Source organism: Carboxydothermus ferrireducens DSM 11255 (assembly GCF_000427565.1).
GTDB lineage: Bacteria > Bacillota > Z-2901 > Carboxydothermales > Carboxydothermaceae > Carboxydothermus > Carboxydothermus hydrogenoformans.
In genome coordinates, this window is the sequence record NZ_ATYG01000013.1 from 40,055 (window position 1) to 57,397 (window position 17,343).

General features: G+C 41.2%; 18 protein-coding genes. 2 read left to right on the plus strand and 16 right to left on the minus strand.

The genetic code is table 11. The features are described from left to right. From nrfD to CARFE_RS0105610, 7 genes are all read right to left on the minus strand, one after another. A complete protein-coding gene (gene nrfD / locus CARFE_RS0105575) occupies positions 1–1,233 on the minus strand; it encodes an NrfD/PsrC family molybdoenzyme membrane anchor subunit (RefSeq protein WP_028052034.1) in 1,233 nt (410 codons plus the stop codon). Between the two features lie 27 nt (positions 1,234–1,260). Further along, positions 1,261–1,902, minus strand: a complete 642-nt coding sequence (locus tag CARFE_RS0105580) for a 4Fe-4S dicluster domain-containing protein (RefSeq protein ID WP_028052035.1) — start codon at positions 1,900–1,902, stop codon at positions 1,261–1,263. A gap of 240 nt (positions 1,903–2,142) precedes the next feature. Further along, positions 2,143–3,474 carry a sigma-54-dependent transcriptional regulator gene (locus CARFE_RS0105585; protein WP_028052036.1) on the minus strand — a complete coding sequence of 444 codons (1,332 nt, stop codon included), beginning with the start codon at positions 3,472–3,474 and terminating at the stop codon, positions 2,143–2,145. Next, a complete protein-coding gene (locus CARFE_RS15515; protein ID WP_028052037.1) occupies positions 3,458–5,266 on the minus strand; it encodes a sensor histidine kinase in 1,809 nt (602 codons plus the stop codon). The genes CARFE_RS0105585 and CARFE_RS15515 overlap by 17 nt, the downstream gene beginning before the upstream one ends. Positions 5,267–5,283: 17 nt before the next feature. Next, positions 5,284–6,270 (minus strand): ABC transporter substrate-binding protein, encoded by a 987-nt coding sequence (locus CARFE_RS0105595; RefSeq protein WP_028052038.1) that lies wholly within the window; start codon positions 6,268–6,270, stop codon positions 5,284–5,286. A gap of 163 nt (positions 6,271–6,433) precedes the next feature. Further along, a complete protein-coding gene (locus tag CARFE_RS14420; RefSeq protein ID WP_154652727.1) occupies positions 6,434–6,970 on the minus strand; it encodes a GGDEF domain-containing protein in 537 nt (178 codons plus the stop codon). A gap of 204 nt (positions 6,971–7,174) precedes the next feature. Continuing rightward, positions 7,175–7,354 carry an aspartyl-phosphate phosphatase Spo0E family protein gene (locus CARFE_RS0105610; RefSeq protein ID WP_028052039.1) on the minus strand — a complete coding sequence of 60 codons (180 nt, stop codon included), beginning with the start codon at positions 7,352–7,354 and terminating at the stop codon, positions 7,175–7,177. A 137-nt stretch (positions 7,355–7,491) separates the two neighbouring features. Between CARFE_RS0105610 and CARFE_RS0105615 the strand changes: the two genes are divergently transcribed. Beyond that, entirely contained in the window at positions 7,492–7,875 is a 384-nt protein-coding gene (locus tag CARFE_RS0105615; protein ID WP_028052040.1) for a helix-turn-helix domain-containing protein, read from the plus strand. A 17-nt stretch (positions 7,876–7,892) separates the two neighbouring features. Here CARFE_RS0105615 and CARFE_RS0105620 read toward each other — a convergent pair whose 3' ends face one another. From CARFE_RS0105620 to CARFE_RS0105630, 3 genes are read right to left on the minus strand one after another with little or no spacing between them, the layout of a single operon-like run. After that, positions 7,893–8,978 carry an HlyD family secretion protein gene (locus CARFE_RS0105620; protein WP_028052041.1) on the minus strand — a complete coding sequence of 362 codons (1,086 nt, stop codon included), beginning with the start codon at positions 8,976–8,978 and terminating at the stop codon, positions 7,893–7,895. Between the two features lie 15 nt (positions 8,979–8,993). Further along, on the minus strand, positions 8,994–10,559 hold the full coding sequence (locus CARFE_RS0105625) for a DHA2 family efflux MFS transporter permease subunit (protein WP_028052042.1): 1,566 nt from the start codon (positions 10,557–10,559) through the stop codon (positions 8,994–8,996). 13 nt (positions 10,560–10,572) lie between these two features. Next, positions 10,573–11,367 carry a TrmB family transcriptional regulator gene (locus CARFE_RS0105630; protein ID WP_028052043.1) on the minus strand — a complete coding sequence of 265 codons (795 nt, stop codon included), beginning with the start codon at positions 11,365–11,367 and terminating at the stop codon, positions 10,573–10,575. Between the two features lie 222 nt (positions 11,368–11,589). Between CARFE_RS0105630 and CARFE_RS15520 the strand changes: the two genes are divergently transcribed. Continuing rightward, entirely contained in the window at positions 11,590–12,135 is a 546-nt protein-coding gene (locus tag CARFE_RS15520; protein WP_051250185.1) for a hypothetical protein, read from the plus strand. Between the two features lie 64 nt (positions 12,136–12,199). Here CARFE_RS15520 and CARFE_RS0105640 read toward each other — a convergent pair whose 3' ends face one another. From CARFE_RS0105640 to aroQ, 6 genes are all read right to left on the minus strand, one after another. Then, positions 12,200–13,111, minus strand: a complete 912-nt coding sequence (locus tag CARFE_RS0105640) for a DMT family transporter (protein ID WP_028052044.1) — start codon at positions 13,109–13,111, stop codon at positions 12,200–12,202. Between the two features lie 733 nt (positions 13,112–13,844). Then, positions 13,845–14,321, minus strand: coding sequence for a GNAT family N-acetyltransferase (locus CARFE_RS0105645; protein ID WP_028052045.1), 477 nt, complete (start codon positions 14,319–14,321; stop codon positions 13,845–13,847). A 71-nt stretch (positions 14,322–14,392) separates the two neighbouring features. After that, positions 14,393–14,974, minus strand: a complete 582-nt coding sequence (locus CARFE_RS0105650; RefSeq protein WP_028052046.1) for an HDIG domain-containing metalloprotein — start codon at positions 14,972–14,974, stop codon at positions 14,393–14,395. Positions 14,975–15,184: 210 nt separating this feature from the next. Next, the gene (gene efp, locus CARFE_RS0105655) at positions 15,185–15,742 is read right to left on the minus strand and encodes an elongation factor P (protein ID WP_011344766.1); all 558 of its coding nucleotides are present in this window, start codon (positions 15,740–15,742) and stop codon (positions 15,185–15,187) included. 39 nt (positions 15,743–15,781) lie between these two features. Further along, positions 15,782–16,846, minus strand: coding sequence for a M24 family metallopeptidase (locus CARFE_RS0105660; protein WP_028052047.1), 1,065 nt, complete (start codon positions 16,844–16,846; stop codon positions 15,782–15,784). Next, positions 16,824–17,288 (minus strand): type II 3-dehydroquinate dehydratase, encoded by a 465-nt coding sequence (gene aroQ / locus CARFE_RS0105665; RefSeq protein ID WP_028052048.1) that lies wholly within the window; start codon positions 17,286–17,288, stop codon positions 16,824–16,826. The genes CARFE_RS0105660 and aroQ overlap by 23 nt, the downstream gene beginning before the upstream one ends. Between the last annotated feature and the right edge of the window lie 55 nt (positions 17,289–17,343).

Here is a 17,343-nt window from a genome sequence, read left to right on the forward strand (position 1 = left end):
TTATTTTCCCTCCCTTAATTCTTCAACGGTATCTATTGGTAATGCTTTAATTGCCACTGTATACAAAAACAGACCGAAAGCCACTATTCCTAAACTACTAAGCCATTCAACAAGCGTAGGATAATAATAACCCCAGGGCAATCCCGGCAACACCGGGACAATTAAAGCAGGTACCACAATGTTAAACCGTACGCCTAAAATGCCGATTACCACCAAAATAGCCGCCAGGGCAATAGCATTTACCGATTCTTTCAGCCTGGGGTGAAAGAAAATAAACAGTGGAACAACTACTCCCAGAAACAGCTGTACCCACCAGAACGACCAGGAAAACGGACTCCGAAAAATAGTTTCGATGGTAGCCAGTTCCGTATGCTTAAGTCCATAGGCGCCCACAAAAAATTCGTAAAATTCCAATCCTAAATCGATAAACAGAAAAAGGGTTAAGAGTCCCGCCAGGGACTTAACCATTTCCTTATCTACCTCACGCCCCATCACTTTGCTCCGGATCACATAAATTGCCAGTAATAACGCGGTTCCCGAAACCAAAGCCGAAACCACAAAGATTACCGGAAAAAGCCCGCTATTCCAAAAAGGTCGAGCTTTGGCTACTGCGAAAAGCGTTCCCGTTCCGCCGTGGACTCCAAAAATAGCAACGGGAATTCCGATTGAACCTAATATTTTCAACAAACGATGGTCCCGCTGTTTGGAAGCAACGGTCAGGTCGGTACTGCCAAAGGTAAGAAAACGGGCTAAAGCTGCTTGCCACCCACTGCCTTGAGCAGCCCGAATTAAATCCTGTCGCATGGAAAAATAAAGTTCAGCCATTAATAAACCAATATAAACTACATAAAACCGAACTTCCCAGGCCAGGATACTGGTGAAATTCCAGTAACGTAAAGCATGCCAGAAGCGCTCCATTCTTCCCAAATCTATCAAAATAAAACACATAGCTAAAACCATGCTGAGAATGGCAACCAGCAAAGCATCCCGACCAATTTTCTCATATTGTTCCATTTTAAACACAAAAATCATAGTCGAGAGAAGAAAAGACCCGGCACTTAAACCCACAAAAAAGATATAAAAGGCTACCCAGGCTCCCCACGGCGTGGTACTGGTCAAATTAGTAACGGCCAAACCGCCTCGAATTCGTTCGATAATCGCCCAGCCACCGAGCGCCATTAATATAACGAGTACCCCATACCAGGCTTTAGTCAATCGTATGCTGCTTTTCACCGCACCCTCATCCTCCCTCTTTTTAATTTATTTCAGATATATGACCCTGGGTTTGGTTCCCATTTCTTCCTGAAGAACGAAGGCCCTGGGACTTGCAGCCAATTTGGATACCACACTTTCCGGATCGTTAAGATCGCCAAAATAGCGGGCATCTCCCAAACAAACCTCAACACAGGCCGGTTCTTCTCCGCGCTGTAACCGGTGGTAGCAAAACATACATTTGCGAACATTCCCTATTGGCGATTTACCTTTCTCCCGTTTGCCGCGGTCGATACCGTATTCCGGCGCCTGCACTTCGTTGTAGCCAATCATCTCCCGGCTGTAATCCTCACCAAAATCAAAAGACCTGGCTCCGTAAGGACAGCTTACAATACAATAGCGGCAACCAATACAGCGGTCATAGTCGATGGCAACAATTCCGTTTTCCATTTTATAGGTTGCTTTTACCGGACAAACTTGAACACAAGCAGGTCGGTCACATTGCATACACGGTCTCGGAATATGAATTTTAGTAACATTGGGGAAAATCCCCTTCTCCTCTTCAATGACAACATTGTACGATATTCCCGGTGGCGTACGGTTTTCGGCTTTGCAGGCCACCGTACAGGTATCACAGCCAATACATTTTTGCAAATCAATTACCATTGCCCATTTCTTGTCTGAGCTCACTGCTTATTCTCCTTTCCAAACAACTAAATAGGTTGTAAAATTTAATCGTCAAAGGCCGGTGCTACTTGAACAATATCTCACAAATATCCCTCTCCGGAGAGTTTAATTTTTCATAAACTTTTTAAGCAAAAACTATACCAACCCCAAAAGGCTCAAAAATCGGGATAGAGATAAAAAAAATCCATGACAATTTGTCATTTGCTGTGACAAAATGTCATGGATGGCAAGTAACGTTTTAAGTTATTTCTTTAATTGGTATTCCTCAATTTTACGATAAAGATTGCGGACGCTAATTCCTAAAAGTTCGGCGGCCTTGGTTTTATTCCATTGAACCGCCTCTAAAACCTGTTTAATATATCTTTTTTCCATTTCTTCCAGAGTATAAATCTTTTTCGGTGCCTCTTCCCGGGGAAGACAGCCAAAAAGGTCTTCCTTTTGGATTTTATCCCCGGTGCTGAGCAACAGCCCCCGTTCCAGGATATTGAAAAGTTCCCGAACATTCCCGGGATAATCGTAACTCATAAGTGCCTGCAAAGCATCCGGAGTAAGTTCCTTTTTTACCCCGTTACCCGCCTTTTGCAAAAAGTACTCAACCAGTAAGGGAATATCTTCTTTTCGCTCCCGCAGAGGAGGAACCCGTATCTTAATGACATTCAGCCGGTAATATAAATCTTCCCGGAAATTACCTTTCGCCACTTCTTCCTCCAGATTCCGGTTGGTAGCCGCTATTACCCGAACATCCACTTTGCGTAAGCGTATATCACCAACTCGCCGGAATTCACCGGTTTCCAGAAACCGCAAAAGTTTTACCTGTAATCCCAGTTCCATTTCCCCGATTTCATCTAAAAACAAAGTCCCGCGGTGAGCGCTTTCAATTAAACCGATTTTTGTAGTTGTGGCTCCGGTAAAAGCCCCTTTTTCATAACCGAAGAGCTCGCTTTCCAGAAGTTGGGCCGGTAGGGCTCCGGAGTTGATAGCTACCAGCGGTTGTTGGGCTCTATTGCTCCACTGGTGAATCGCATTGACAATTAATTCCTTACCGGTACCGCTTTCTCCCTCAATCAGCACCGGTGAGTCGGAAGCCGCCACCTTTTTCGCTAACTCCAGCACCCTGGTAATGGCTTGACTTTTACCTACAATTACTTTGGAACTTCTATCCCTGCGCAAAACTTCTTTCATCCCCAAATTTTCTTCCAGTAACTGCCTTTTCTCGTAAGCTTTTTGCAGGGTAATTTCCAGCTCTGCCAGATTACAGGGTTTGGTTAAATAATCATAAGCCCCAAGCTTCATCGCTCCAATAGCCGATTCTATGGTACCGTGCCCGGTAAGGATAATCACCTGAAGATTTTCATCTAATTGCCTGGCCCGTTGCAGCAGTTCTATTCCATCCATTCCCGGCATTTTAATATCAAAAATTGCTAAATGAAAAGTTTCTTCCTTTAAAAATTGGAGAGCCTCTTCACCGGTTGCCGCTCCCTTAACTCCATAGCCTTTCCGGGTTAACCGTTGAATAAGCAAATCCCGAAAATTTTCCTCATCATCAACTACCAGAACTTTAATTGTTTCCTTCATCTTTCTCACCTTCTTTCCGCTCCATCGGTAAAATAATAGTTACCGTTGTTCCCTTACCTAAACTGCTGCTAATTTGAATATCCCCCTTCATTTCTTTAACAATACCATAACAAATGGATAGTCCCAGTCCGGTACCTTTACCCAACGGTTTTGTAGTATAGAAAGGATCAAAAACTTTCTTCAGCTCCTCCTGGGCAATGCCTGTTCCGGTGTCGATTATTTTAATTACTAAATCTTTTTCTCTTTTTTCAGTAACCAGTTTAAGCCGTCCTCCCGTTGTTTCCATAGCATCCAGAGCATTACCGATAATATTGAGCAAAACCTGTTGTAGCTGGGAAAGGTCCCCTTTAACCACAGGCAAATCTACATTAAATTCTTTCTCAACCTGAATGCCAAGTTGTTTAATCCGGTGATTAACCAGGGCCAAAGTATCTTCCAGCAATTCGTTAAGATTTATGTCAATCATATGACCGGCAGGTTGTCTGGCAAAATTTAACAAACTTCCGGTAATTTTTTTGCACCTCTCGATCTGTTTACAGATTACCTGTAAGTATCTCGCCAATTCCCCGGAGCGGTGAAGCTCCCTTACATCTTCTTCATTAATCCTCTCCAACAGGTCTTCAGCATAAGCAGAAACAGTAGCTAAAGGGTTATTAATTTCATGGGCTATTCCGGCAGCCAGTAACCCTAAAGCCGCCATTTTTTCCGTTTGAATAAGTTCTGCAGATTTTTGCTTTATCTGTTGCGTCATAAAGTTAAAAGCTTCTACCAATTGCCCGATTTCATCATCGGTAGTTTTGGGTAAAACAAAGTTCAGGTCTCCGGCAGCCACCCGCCTGGCTCCCTGTTCTAAAACCTCAATAGGTTTCGTAAAACGCAAAGCAAAAAGAATACAGGTTATCACAACCAACACTACCACAAAAAATGTTATTATTAGAAACTTAAACTTCAAAGCAGTAATGGGTTTGTAAGCTTCACGAACCGGGATTTCCATAACCGCTGCCCACCCTAATTTTTTTATAGGTGCATAAACCCCCAATACTTCCTCGCCGTTAAAAGAAACATATCTTAAAGGCAACGTACCTTCATATTCCTTTCCCTCCATAAAACGGCGGACAGCAAGGCTGGAGTTTACCGGAGTTTGTTTTAAAACCTGTCTGAAATCTTCATGGGCAATTAATTTCCCATCATTATTAACCACAAAAATGTCGCCGTCTTGGTTACCGTACTTGGCCAGTACGGTATTCATAACAGGCCTTAAATTAACCTGAACATAAAAACCACCTTTAATTTCCCGGGTCAACAAACTTTTCACCGGGATGATTAAACTGACCATGGTTCGCCGGTCAGCAGTCTGATAGCTTTTGACCATTCCTTCTTTGCTTAAGAGTTCCGGATCTACTTGGGACAGTTTTTGGGGAGTAATTACTTCCCGTTTGGAAACCCGGGCAACTTCTCTTCCCCGCGCATCCAATAGACTAATATCTTCAACGGCCGGTATATCCCGTAAAAAGATATAAAGGAATTTTTCCTGACTTTCCCGGTCCTGCTGCAAAAGCGCCTCCCCGAAAACATTACCGGCAGCGGAAATTTTATCTTCTATTTCGGAAATCAACTGACCGATATCCATAGCAATTCCTTTTACCAGATCAGTATTCCGCTGCTGAATGGATACCAGTAAATCCTTTTCGGCTGCCCGAACATTAAGATAGGCCAGTGACACCAGAGGTATAATGGACATAAGAATACCAAAAGCTAAAACCTTAATTTTTATCCTGTTCCAAAATTTCATCGCAAATCGCCTCAATTTCACTTAATTACAGTTTTAGCAAAACTCAATCCGGTTGCATTAAGCTTAAGTCCTAACTTCTTTGCTGTACGCAGATTTACCACCAATTCCAGATTATCCGGTGTTTCTACAGGAATCTGTTCCGGTTGCTGGCCGTGGAGTACTTTGGCTACAATCCTGGCTCCCTGATACCCCTGGTTGTACATGGAAACTCCATAAGCTGCAAAATAACCCCGGTCCGCCTCCTGCTCAAAAATACCCATAACCGGAATCTTATATTGCAGAGAAAGGTTTAATAAATCCTGGGTTAAAGTTTCCAGCAAAAAACTGGATAAAGGAAGAATAGCATCAAATCCTTTTAGGGATTGTTGGTTCAATTTTGCTTTAAATTCAGCCCTTGAACTTACTGCTATGGTTTTTATTTCTATTCCCAAATCTTTTGCTGTATCTTTAACAATTTTCAAACTGGTATAACCGGGGGGTACCTTAGGGTCATAAAGAACGATAACCTTATTCACCGACGGCAGCAACTTCTTTAACAATTCCAACCTTTTTCCGGCCAGCTCCGCATGATAATTATCCACCCCGGTAATTTGTCCTCCCGGTTCGATAAAGCTTTTTACCAGACCACCTTCTACCGAAGAAGCAGCTCCGATAAAAACAATGGGAGTATCTTGATTCTTAGCTGCTCTTTTCAGGGCATCCGCTTCCACACCTCCGGTGGCAACCAGCACATCCGGCTTTTCATGGACTAACTTTCGGGCTAAAGGCAATAGCTGTTCCCGCTCACCTTCGGCATTTAAAATAATATAGTTAACATCTTTTCCCTCGATAATCCCTAAATCCGCTAAACCTTGCTTAAGACCCACGATTTTTTCCGCCTTTATACCGCTGGCAGCTAAGATCCCTACAGTCCATTTGGCTTTCTCCGGTTGGGCACCGACCTTGCAGCCTGCTATAAAAATTATTCCGATTATTAATCCTAAAAAGGTAATTTTTTTCACCATGCTAAAACACCTCTTTCTAACAACAGTTCTTGCTCTTATAATAGCACAGAATACGCAAAAAGGGCTGTCCCACAGTACTACAAAACCCTTAACACCTAAGAAAAAAGAGGCTCCTGGTTTTCCAGAAGCCTCTTTTTATTTACAAAATCATTTAAACTTGGCCTTAAGTGCTTACTGTAATTAATTTCTTTTTTCCTTTGGCTAAATAAAGTGCCTCATCAGCAGTTTTAAAAAGCTGGTCTTTATCGTTTAAGTCGCTTTCCTGCATTGAAGCAATACCAATACTTACGGAAATTCTAACACGACTTTGCCCAAAAACAAAATCATAGTTTTCTATCTGGGTTTTAATACGCCGGGCAATATTTAAAGCTTCCTGTTCGTCAGTTTCCCAAAGCACAACCACAAATTCATCTCCACCCCAGCGAACGATAACATCTACTTTTCTGGTAACATTTTTTAGAATCTCAGCAACCTTTTGCAATACAGTATCTCCTGCAAGGTGCCCGTAAAGGTCGTTTATATTTTTAAAATTATCAAGGTCGAGTAAAATTAAGGAAATTGGACCTTTGGTTTTTATATTGTATAACTTCTCATTAAAATAGTTTCGATTAAATAGCCCGGTAAGCGCGTCAGTATTTGCTTGAACGCTTACTTCTTTAAAAAGCAAACTAAGCCCTATGGCCCAAATTACCTGAAACATTAAAAAAAAGTTCCAGATCAAATCTCCATCCTTTTTTAAAAAATATAATATAAATGTTAAAAGCAATCCTCCGATTAATAATAAATTAAAGGCCAAGCTCTTTCTTCCCGCTCGCACTTCCTTTTTGCCCCCAACTTAGCAAAATTACCCCCAGATATTTTTATTTTAATACATAAAAAGCTTTTTGCAAATAATATCTTTATGCTATTTGCCAATCTGCTCTTTTCCCAAAATGTCTTTTTGACTACTGTTTTTGTTAAAATGTTCCACTATGTACTGATCTATTTTTTGACTAATTTTTAGGATAATTTCTTTATTCATGTTCATTCTGGCGGCGTTATATAAGATATTTCTGGCAACTTCAATTTTATCCACTTTACCCACCCTGCTCACTCCCGATATATTTTTTTACATCATTTTACATAATTTTATGCTAATTGCCAATAATATTTTTATGCTAATTGCAAATTTTTCTTTACAAAGAATTCCGATAAAGTTATATCCACAGGGAGTGAGCAAACTTGGAAATCAATACTAAAGCTATCGGGCAGAGAATTCGGGAAGAAAGGGAAAAGCTTGAGCTTTCCCGGGAAGAATTTGCCGAAATTCTCGGGCTTTCGGATTATTACGTAGGACAATTAGAACGGGGAGAGCGGCAAATGAGCCTTCCCGTCTTAGTTAACATCGCCCAGTGCTTGCATGTATCTTTAGATTACCTTATCTTGGGAAGTACCCCTTTTGAACCGTCCGGAGTTCAGGAAAATATTTCATTTTATAATTTTCTGCAAAATCTTGATCCAGAATTGCTAAGCTTGCTTTCTAAATGCTCCCATGATGAATTGGAATTGTTCAAAAAGCTTATCAAAACCATCCTCCCTTATCTGGGTAAAAAGCCGGTCCCTTAAGAGACCGGCTTTTCTACTTATTTTTTAATTTTAACCGTTACTGAAAGCCCCGGAATAAGCCCTTCCGGCTTTTCCAAAAGCTTAATTTTTATCGGTATCCGTTGACTTACCTTCGTAAAGCTTCCGGTAAAACTGTCAGCGGAAAAGAGGTTAAAGGTCGATTGGGTTGCCCTGCCTATAGATTCAACCTTGCCGGATAAGACTTTCCCCCCCAAAGCATCCACGTAAATTTTAACCAAAGCTCCAACCTTAACCCCGCTTATCTCTTTCTCCAGGATGTTAGCGGTAACGTAGAGGTTACTAAAGTCCGCCAGGGATACGGCAGCCTGGCCTGGAGCCAAAATTTCCCCGGGCTTTACCCAGACTTTGACTACCTCACCTTTTACCGGTGCTTTTACCTCGGTCGCATCCAGGTTTAATTTGGCAAGTTTTAAAGCTGCTTCCTGGGCTTTAACTTGAGCTTCTACTGCTTTGACGTCTTCGAGCTGGGCACCGTTTAGTGCCAGATCAAGTTTACTTTTAGCAGCTTTTACGCCGGCTTGCGCGGTATTCATTTGGGTCTTGGCCGCTAACTGCTGGTACTTTAACTGGGCAATTTGCTTTAAAAGTTCATTGGCCTGATCTTTTACCTCCTGGGGGGTAGCTGGATTTGCCAGTAAGGGCTTTAAAGCATCATATTTTTTCTGAAGGTCATCTATGTCTTTACTTAGCTGCTCGTATGATTCCTTGGCCCCATTATAGCCAGCCAGCGCTTGTTCATATAAAGCCCTGGCTGCGTTTACATCCTCAACCCTGGCTCCTTTTAACACCTTTTTTAACTGCATTTGAGCTGCACTTAATCCCGCCTGGGCCTGCTCTAACTGAGCTTTAGCTAAATCATCCTCAAATTTTACTAAAAGCTCACCTGCTTTTACCTCATCACCTTCCTGAACTTTCACTTCCTTTACTTTACCGCCGGTTTTGCCGCCAATACTGTAAATATCGGCAGTCACCTTGGCATCATCGGTAGTAACGTAATTTTTACTGTCAAGGTAAGCATAAATTCCATAACCGGCTCCTAAAAGCACAATAACCAAAACTATTGCTAAAAACTTTTTCTTCAATTCCGGCACCTCCCTTTAAAATTCCGCCACAGGTAATTTTTCTTTTTCTTCCTGGTTTTTTCTTTCCTCTTTCAAAAAGAAAGTAAGGATAACCCCAAAAACCATAATAAAAGCCGTAACCAGGATCGCATCGGTAATAGCTTTGGCATACGCTACCTGATAAAGTCGCATAGCAATTACCCCCATAGCTCCTTTGACCGAAACTAGAGGTGAAACACCCATAAAGCTCAAGCCACTTTTAAGGAAATTAACGGTATTCTGAAATACCGGAGAAGCCTGGTTCAAGCCTTCCACCATACGGGCAGTGTGAAAAGCCACCCGTTGCTGGGTAATTGTGGTGATAATCGCCACCCCCAGAGAACTACTTACCTGACGTAAGGTATTATTGATGGCCGATGCTCTCCCCACCTGATAATTAGGCAGAGCATTCATGCCAGCAGTATTTACCGGCATCATCGAAAAACCAATCCCCATCGCCCGGATGATTAATAAAGTTTGCAACCACCAGAGTTCGGTATTAATGTGCGTAAGAGATAGGCCATAGGAACTTATAATCGCCAGGGTTAATCCAAATAACACTACTGGCTTTGCCCCAAAACGGTCAAAAAGACGTCCCGCAATAGGCATCACCAAACCCGAAGCCAACGCCGCCGGAAGCATAATGAGCCCCGTATCCATCGGCGGATAACCCCGCAAATTTTCAAAGAAAATAGGAAAAAGAAAAAGGCCACCAAAAAGTCCCATGGTATTAATCATGGTAATAATTAAGCTCATCGAAAAAGTAGGGTTTTTTAAGACGCTTAAATCGAGAAGAGGTTCAGGACTTTTTAGCTCGAAGTAAGCAAAAAGCGTAAGGGACAAAGCGGAAAGCCAGAAAAGGAACAGTATTTTGGCCGAACTCCAGCCCCAATCGGTCCCTTTACTCAGCGCTAAAAGGAGGGCAAAAAATCCCACCGATGAGGTGATAAAACCTGGTAAATCAAAGGTAGCATGAGGCCGGCGCACCGATTCTTTTAAAAACAGAAGCGCCATGACCATGCCAAAAAGACCGATGGGAATGTTAATGGTAAAAATTAGCCGCCAGTTAAAATACTCCACTAAATAGCCGCTTAAGGTCGGACCAATGGCCGGGGCTACCATCACCGATATCCCCCAGATCCCCAACGCCATCCCCCGCTCTTCCCTGGGAAAGGTATTGAAAATAATCGTCATGGACGCGGGCATCATCATCCCGCCGCCTATGGCCTGAACTACCCGGGCAGCAATCATCGAGTTATTGCTCCAGGCAAAACCACATAAAGCAGAGCCCAAGGTAAAGAAAAAGAGGGCAGCAATGTACAATCTTTTATAACCGTAAGTATCGCCCAGGTAGCCGGTAACGGGAATGACCACACCCATCACTAACATATAACCAGTTAAAACCCACTGAATTTCTTCGGTGCCCACCGCAAAAACCTGCATCATCTTGGGAATGGCAATATTGACGATGGAGGTGTCGAGGATAGCCATGAAAGTGCCTATAACCACCACAAACATGGTAAGCCATTTATTTTCCCCAAAATTATGCCGCTGGTGCTCCAAGCTCTCACCCTCTTTACATTTCAAGTTTTTGTTGTAGCTCCTTAATCTTTTTCCAGTAGTGTTCCTTAACCTCTGGTTCTATCTCACTGAGAAAAGCATTAAAAAGTTTGGGCAAGTCATGATGATGGAAAAAATGGTGTTCTGCTAAATGGACTACTACCGGATGCCTGGTCCATATACCAATAGTCTCATTTTCCCCTCCTTCTTCAGCTAAAAGAAGCTCATCATCATCAATAATCAGCTGAAACCCCAAGCTTCCTCTTTTTTTTAAAACCGTTTTTTCCGGTGTTAAGATTACAGGATCAAATTCCTGTAATTCTTCCCCCTTTCCAATCAATGTTAACTCGACAGCCACCTGCCTTTGCCTGGCGTTTTCCAGCAGCTCCTGGTAGGGTAAAACCATTGCCATTGAAGCCAGTAATTTAATATTTTTCGTTGCTTTCTGGAGCATTTCCCGAATTCTTCCGGCTATTTGTTCACCATTTAAATGGATTACCCTTTCTTTCGCACCTGGGGGAGTTAAGGCTTCTAAAGCTTTTTTCGCTTCGCTAATTTTTAAGGAAAACTCCTCTTTTAACCGCTCCAAATATTCCGGTGGCGGTTCAGCCAGATACTTTACCGGTTCACCTTGAATTTTCTGCACTGCACCTTTTTCTATAAGCTTATTCAAGGTCTGGTATATCATTGACCGGGGAATCCCGGAGTTTTTGGCCACCTCGTAGCCGGTAGCTTCCCCCAAGTTTAGTAAAGCAAGGTAAGCTTTTGCCTCATACTCACTAAAGCCCAAAGCCTTTAACTTTTCTAACAATAAAATCTCCCTCCATAGTAGTTATATGTATAACTACTTTAAAATTTTAGCTACTATTCGGAAAAAAGGCAAGAAAAATCTTGTTTCAAGTTAAAAAAACTTTCCCAGTAATTCTTGACAACTCCTTAACACTTTCCTGAAAGGTTCACAACACCTTACGGCTATTATTTAAGTAAGCTCCAAACGAGGGGCAAATACAAAAAATTTATGGAGGTAGATATCATGAAAAAACAAAATTGGTTCAAAAGGTTAGCAGCAGGTTTAGTAATTGGAGGAGTTTTACTGGCAACAGTCCCCGCCACCATTTTTGCCGCTGAGACAACTACAACTACTCCTGCAGTAGTTCAAACCATGAAGGGGTACGGGGCAAGGCTTGGTCAAACCTTCGGCAGCATGCTGGATTCCATCGCTAAATTCTTGGGAATTGACACTACTACTTTAATAACGGAACGGCAAAGCGGTAAATCCCTGGCCCAGATAGCCAAAGAAAAGGGTAAAAGCGAAACTGACCTGGTAAACTTTATCGTCAAAGAAAGAACCGCTCAATTAGACCAGCTTGTCAAAGACGGGAAAATTACTCAAGCTCAAGCGGATTTAGCAAAATCCCAGATGGTTGAGCGGGTAAAAGCCCACATCAACAAAACCACTGTCGGCGGCAACGGTTATGGCAAGGGAAGAGGTATGGGACAAGGTAAAGGCCAGTTTAGAGGCCAGGGCCGGGGACAGGCCGGTAACTGCATCTATACAACCCCCAGCACTACAAACTAAATAAAAAGACACCTTAAAGCGAAGAGGCTTCTGGGAAACCAGAAGCCTCTTTAATTATTTAAAGTTATTTTTCTAAAGTCCGCAACTTTTTACAAGTCGCACCATCGTTAACCTGTCCGGCCCATTGGACTATATATATTCCTAAAAGAATAACCATCGTTCCAGCAATAAACTCAAAAGTTATCTTTTCTCCTAATATTGCCCAAGCAAAAAAGCTTGCCAATACCGGTTTTATAAAAAACACCATCGATCCATTCCCTGCACTAATGTTAGTTAAACCCAAAAAATACGTGTAATAGGCTAAACCTGTAACAAAAAAAGTCAAATAAGCCATTGGTAAAATTGCTTTAGGCTGAAGGAAAAAAAGTGGGTAGTGTTTTAGTAAGATTATAGGTAGTAAAAATACACTTCCCAGGATAAAGGAAAAAGAATTCATTATTACACTGTCGGTTTTTTGCGAAAACCTTTTACCCAAAACCGTGTAAAGCCCATAGGTTACCGCAGCTAAAATTAGCATCAGAATTCCATAAACATGGGAAATTCCTAATTCTAAATCTTTATAAAAGACAATTACTACCCCAACGATTCCAATAAAAAGCCCCAAGATTTTTTGGAAGTTCAATTTTTCATCCAAGATTAAATAAGCAAAAAGCACCACAAAGAGCGGATTTGAGCTAAAAATCGCCGCTGCCAGACTTGCTTTAGTCATATTAATACCTATTTGCAAAAATGACATACTTAGAACCACATTTAACAGACCAATCAAAAATGCAAACAAAAAATCACTGCCCGTAAGTTTTACATTTTTTCGCTTTATATTATTTAGAGCCACAGGCAAAAGGACAAATCCTCCAAAGAAAAATCTTAAAAAATTCAATTGAAAAGGATTAACCAGTCCTGCCAATACTCTGCCTACTACTTCATACGTACTAAACAACACTACCGTAATTCCTAAATAAAGATAACTTTTATTCACTGCAAATTTCCTCCTACAATTTTTACTTAAAAATAGAAATTATAATATGAAATATCATGAATTATCTTAATATTTTTTATTGTTAAAAAATCGCCCATTAAATGCTTAACAGGTTTTATTATACCATAAATAACAGTATTTGTGACTTATGGTACATAATTATATTTTTAATTTTTTGTTAAAGATAAGTAGCGATTAACAATTAACTAATCCTTTTTTTCAATTGAAACTAAAAAAATAAACCCTGCAAATAATAAAACCTGCAGGGTTTCTCAAAATTTAAAGGTTTGTAAAATATTTTCCATAATTCATTTTTTCGACAAAAAACATTAATTTCCTTTAACGAACAATTCTAACTTTTTAACCTGTAGGTCAGTTTTTCCGGCTTAGGTTTGCTGAAATATCTATTCTTTTTCTAACCAGCCTAACCCGATTCAACTTTCTATTAAAAATTGTTTTTCTTAAAAAACTTTAATATAATTTCCATGAAAATACATCTGACTGAGATAGATGATGGTTTAAATTTAAAGATGAAACGTTTACATAAGACCGCAATACCATGAGTAATTGGAGCAAATATCAAGATAGTTACTGTTTTATAACTTTAGCTATTGCCATGCAGGAGATTGGTCTTAAACATTCTCCTGCTTTTAGTTCATCATACTGGTTAATAGGAATTATAACCACCTGAGGTTTACCTGCACTGTTTCCTGCATCTGTTCTTTGTCTATAATTATTCCAATATTTTTTCAAACTCGATTTCATGCAAAATAGGTATGCCGTCAAACCCGTATAATGGAATTTCCGGTTTTAATTTTCTTGCTTTTTCTACCGCATTTAAATAAAGAGCCGCCATGTTAAATCCCTGTTTCTGGTAAAAACGAATCGCCTTTAGATTATCATTGGTGGTGATAAGCCAGACTCTTCTGCAGCCGTGCCTTTTTGCCTCGCTTACCACATACTCTACCAGTTTACTGCCTATCCCCTGATTTTCTTTTAAACTGTCAAGGGATACTATTTCACAATCCCCGTTTTCTATACGATAAGTTATTAATCCCACTATTTTTCCCTCATCTAAAGCTACAAAACCCGGAAGTTTATCTACATAATGCACCTTTCCTTTAGCTACCATCATCGGCGCGCCCCAGTGCTCGGTAAAAAAATTAAAAACTTCTTTTCTTATGGTTTCATCAATGGGTATTATTTTCAATGCATCTCACCTTCTTAAAAGCTATTCTGTTTTTTATTTCGGTAATTTTTTCTTTTAGTTCGGCTTATTTCCTACACTTCCCCTTTTAGCCCAATAACATCTGCTACTTTCCGCATACCTTTAATAGTTTCTTCGATTAATTTGTCTAATTCCATCCCCAGCATTTTTGCGCCCTCTTCAATAACCTCTCTATTTACTCCTGCGGCAAAACCTTTTTGCTTCCATTTTTTCTTTACCGATTTTACCTCGAGATCCAGGATGCTTTTACTTGGCCGCATAAGAGCAGTAGCGGTAATCAATCCCGTTAATTCGTCAATTGCATATAGTACTTTTTCCATCTTTTCCACCGGTTCAACATCAGTACAAATCTTCCAGCCATGGCTTTCTATTGCCCGAATGTAATCTTCCGGCCAGTTTCTTTCGGTCAATATTTCTCTTACTTTCTTACAATGTTCATTAGGATACATTTCATAATCAAGGTCATGAACTAAACCGATAATTCCCCATTTTTCCTTATCTTCTTCGCCAAATAGTTCGGCAAAGTGCAGCATTACCGCCTCAACCGCCAGGGCATGTTTAATTAAGCTTTCACTTTTGTTAAACTCTTTAAAAAGTTTAAATGCTTCTTCCCTATTGGGAACAATCTTTTCCATTACCCGCCACCCTCTTTCCGACTAAAATTTTCGTGATAATTGTTAATCCTTGGATATCCTGAACCTAATTATATTACATCTTAAGTTTCTTCGACAAAAAACAGGAAATTCCTTCCTTAGCCGGGGCTTTGAAATTGGTAGTTAATTACAAGTTACGCAAAACTTTAATGTAATAAATTATAAAAGCGCACCTTTTGGTGCGCCTGTAAGTTAAACTCTTTTAATATACTGGCCGGTACGGGTGTCAATTTGCAGTACATCGCCCACTTCCACAAAGAACGGAACCTGAACCACGTAGCCGGTTTCTAAAGTTGCCGGTTTGCTGCCACCGGAAGCAGTATCTCCTTTAATTCCCGGAGGGGTGTCGATTACTTTCAGTTCAACAAAGTTGGGTAATTCCACCCCGATAACCTTGTCTTTGAAAAACAGTACCCAGAGGTTGGTGTTTTCTTTAACGTAATTAATGGCATCACCAAACTGCTCTTTGGTCAGCGGAAACTGGTCATAGGTTTCCATATCCATGCAGTAGAAATTATCGCCATCATTGTAGAGATACTGCACTTCCCGACGGTCTACGTGGGCTTTGGGAACTTTTTCACCGGCGTTAAAAGTTTTTTCAATTACGGCACCGGTCATTAAGTTCCGAAGCTTGGACCTGACAAAAGGGCTACCTTTTCCGGGCTTAACATGCTGAAATTCAATTACCTGATATACCTCTCCATCCAATTCAATGGTAAGCCCGGTACGAAAATCGTTGGTTGAAATCATCCCAGAACCTCCTTAATTCTAATTTTTATTTGAGAAATCTTAGAGTATAATTAAATTTTTGGGAGAACGGGTTAAAACTTCACAGCCGTTTTCGGTAACCAATACCGTATCTTCTATCCGTACCCCCCCGCTACCGGGGAGATAAATACCCGGCTCGATAGTTACCACCATCCCCGGCTGTAAAACCGCCTTCCCTTTAGGAGAAAGGCGTGGACCTTCATGGATATTTAAGCCTACCCCGTGGCCTAAACCGTGGCCAAAATACTCGGCATATCCTGCTTTGGCGATAATATCCCGGGCCACCCGGTCCACATCTACCGCCAGCGCTCCCGGGCGGACGGCTTGTAAAGCCGCTTCCTGAGCTTCCAAAACTACATCATATATTTCAAGCATTTTTTCCGAAGGTTCACCTATCGCTACCGTCCGGGTAATATCGGAATGATACCCCTGGTATTTTGCCCCAAAATCCAGAGTAACCATTTCCCCGGAAGTAATTTTTTTCTCCGATGCCACTCCGTGGGGCAGGGCGCCACGCTCTCCGGACGCAACAATGGTTTCAAAGGCTATATCTTCCGCTCCCGCTTCCCGCATAAACTTCTCTAACTCCCAGGCCACTTCCTTTTCGCTCATACCCGGAGTTAACTTTTTTAAAAGGTGGTTGAAGGCCGCATCGGCAACGGCACAGGCTTTTTTAATGATTTCAACTTCATCTTTATCCTTAATTTCCCGGAGTTCATCCACTATTTCCGGTAAACTTACCAGATTCACCCCTGAAGCTTTTTCGGAAAGTTCCCGGTAATCTTTAAAAGTCAGGGCATCTCCTTCAAAATGCAAAGTATCGATTTTTAATCCCTTTAAAAGCTCGGCTACCCGGGAATAAATCGTGTCTTCGTGTTTTTCTATGATAAATCCCGGGCATTGCTTGGTCGCCTGTTCCACATAGCGAAAATCGGTTATAAAATAATTTTTCTCGGGAGTAATCAACACCGCACCGGAACTTCCGGTGAAGCCTGCTATGTAGCGCACATTTTCTCTTTTGGTGATAAAATAGGCGTTAATTCCTTCTTTTAAAAGCTTTTTTTTAAGCTTTTCCACTCGCTCCATCTTTATCCCGCCTTTTTAAATAATCAATTAACGCTATTAAGCCAAGGCGATAGCTATCCACCCCGAAGCCGGCAATGTAGCCGATACAAGCACCAGCGGTAACCGAATGTTGCCGGAACTCTTCCCTTTTATAAAGATTGGAAAGGTGGACCTCCACCGCCGGCTTTCCTACCGCCAGCAAAGCATCCCTTAAAGCAATGCTGTAATGGGTATAAGCACCGGGATTTATTAAAATCCCGTCTATTTCCCGGTAATACCGGTGAATAAGATCTATTAACTCCCCCTCACCGTTTTTCTGGTAAAAAATAATTTCCACACCTTGATTTTCGGCAAAACCGGTAAGGTCCTTTTCTATTTCTTCTAAACTTACCTTGCCGTAAATTTCCGGTTCCCTAATTCCCAGAAGATTTAAATTCGGTCCGTTTAAAACCAGTATTTTCATTTTTCCACCCCAATCCTTGAAAATTGTATCATAATTTTAAATAAAAAAAAAGCCC